Origin of the sequence: Salipaludibacillus sp. CUR1 (assembly GCF_021028955.1) — a bacterium.
Lineage (GTDB): Bacteria > Bacillota > Bacilli > Bacillales > Salisediminibacteriaceae > Salipaludibacillus.
Map to the genome: position 1 here is coordinate 1 of NZ_JAIWPE010000022.1, position 1348 is coordinate 1348.

Here is a 1348-nt window from a genome sequence, read left to right on the forward strand (position 1 = left end):
ATGTCCAGTGACGATCGCGGAGAGGTCACACCCGTTCCCATGCCGAACACGGAAGTTAAGCTCTCCAGCGCCGATGATAGTTGGGGGATCTCCCCCTGTGAAAGTAGGACGTCGCTGGGCACCATTATTCCACAGTAGCTCAGTGGTAGAGCAATCGGCTGTTAACCGATCGGTCGTAGGTTCGAATCCTACCTGTGGAGCCATTTTATGGAGAGCTGTCCGAGAGGTCGAAGGAGCACGATTGGAAATCGTGTAGGCGGTTTAAACCCGTCTCGAGGGTTCGAATCCCTCGCTCTCCGCCAGAAAAAATGGCCCGTTGGTCAAGTGGTTAAGACACCGCCCTTTCACGGCGGTAACACGGGTTCGAATCCCGTACGGGTCACCATTTTAATTTGAACACAATTATGGAGGATTAGCTCAGTTGGGAGAGCATCTGCCTTACAAGCAGGGGGTCGGCGGTTCGAGCCCGTCATCCTCCACCATAGTGTATATAATGAATAATTCAATATTTTTTTATCGTCGCGGGGTGGAGCAGTCTGGTAGCTCGTTGGGCTCATAACCCAAAGGTCGGTGGTTCAAATCCGCCCCCCGCAACCAATTTATATCTAAATACATACTATAACACCATGAGGTCCCGTGGTGTAGCGGTTAACATGCCTGCCTGTCACGCAGGAGATCGCGGGTTCGATTCCCGTCGGGACCGCCATTAATATTTTAAAAGATTTACTAAGGCTCGGTAGCTCAGTCGGTAGAGCAACGGACTGAAAATCCGTGTGTCGGCGGTTCGATTCCGTCCCGAGCCACCATTTTGAGTGCTGGCCTAGCTCAATTGGTAGAGCAACTGACTTGTAATCAGTAGGTTGGGGGTTCAAGTCCTCTGGCCAGCACCATTCAATTTTACTATTGACTAATTAGTAATCTTTTTGTAATATATTATATGTTGTTACGGAGGGGTAGCGAAGTGGCTAAACGCGGCGGACTGTAAATCCGCTCCCTCAGGGTTCGGGAGTTCGAATCTCTCCCCCTCCACCATTTACTTCATTAAGCTATACTTAGGGGCATAGTTTAATGGTAAAACGAAGGTCTCCAAAACCTTTGATGCGGGTTCGATTCCTGCTGCCCCTGCCAATTGAAAACTATGGCGGTTGTGGCGAAGTGGTTAACGCACCGGATTGTGGTTCCGGCATTCGTGGGTTCGATTCCCATCAGCCGCCCCATTTATATATTTTAGGCCCATAGCCAAGCGGTAAGGCATCGGATTTTGATTCCGTGATTCGCAGGTTCGAATCCTGCTGGGCCTGCCAGTTTAATATGCGGGAATAGCTCAGTGGTAGAGCACCACCTTGCC

Annotated in this window: 12 tRNA genes and 1 rRNA gene; all 13 read left to right on the forward strand. The window is 50.4% G+C overall.

Annotated elements, in window-relative coordinates:
* Positions 1-3 precede the first annotated feature (3 nt).
* The 13 genes from rrf to K8O68_RS05280 all read left to right on the forward strand — a co-directional run bounded on the left by rrf (position 4) and on the right by K8O68_RS05280 (position 1304).
* Positions 4-120: ribosomal RNA gene (gene rrf, locus K8O68_RS05220) — 5S ribosomal RNA — on the forward strand.
* An 8-nt stretch (positions 121-128) separates the two neighbouring features.
* Positions 129-203: transfer RNA gene (locus K8O68_RS05225), tRNA-Asn, on the forward strand.
* Positions 204-209: 6 nt separating this feature from the next.
* Positions 210-302, forward strand: a tRNA-Ser gene (locus K8O68_RS05230).
* 8 nt (positions 303-310) lie between these two features.
* Positions 311-385 (forward strand) — tRNA-Glu (locus K8O68_RS05235).
* Positions 386-406: 21 nt separating this feature from the next.
* A tRNA-Val gene (locus K8O68_RS05240) sits at positions 407-482 on the forward strand.
* A gap of 38 nt (positions 483-520) precedes the next feature.
* Positions 521-597, forward strand: a tRNA-Met gene (locus K8O68_RS05245).
* A 33-nt stretch (positions 598-630) separates the two neighbouring features.
* Positions 631-706: transfer RNA gene (locus K8O68_RS05250), tRNA-Asp, on the forward strand.
* A 24-nt stretch (positions 707-730) separates the two neighbouring features.
* A tRNA-Phe gene (locus K8O68_RS05255) sits at positions 731-806 on the forward strand.
* An 8-nt stretch (positions 807-814) separates the two neighbouring features.
* Positions 815-890: transfer RNA gene (locus K8O68_RS05260), tRNA-Thr, on the forward strand.
* A 57-nt stretch (positions 891-947) separates the two neighbouring features.
* Positions 948-1032, forward strand: a tRNA-Tyr gene (locus K8O68_RS05265).
* Positions 1033-1054: 22 nt separating this feature from the next.
* A tRNA-Trp gene (locus tag K8O68_RS05270) sits at positions 1055-1128 on the forward strand.
* 13 nt (positions 1129-1141) lie between these two features.
* Positions 1142-1217, forward strand: a tRNA-His gene (locus K8O68_RS05275).
* A 12-nt stretch (positions 1218-1229) separates the two neighbouring features.
* Positions 1230-1304, forward strand: a tRNA-Gln gene (locus K8O68_RS05280).
* Positions 1305-1348: the final 44 nt, after the last annotated feature.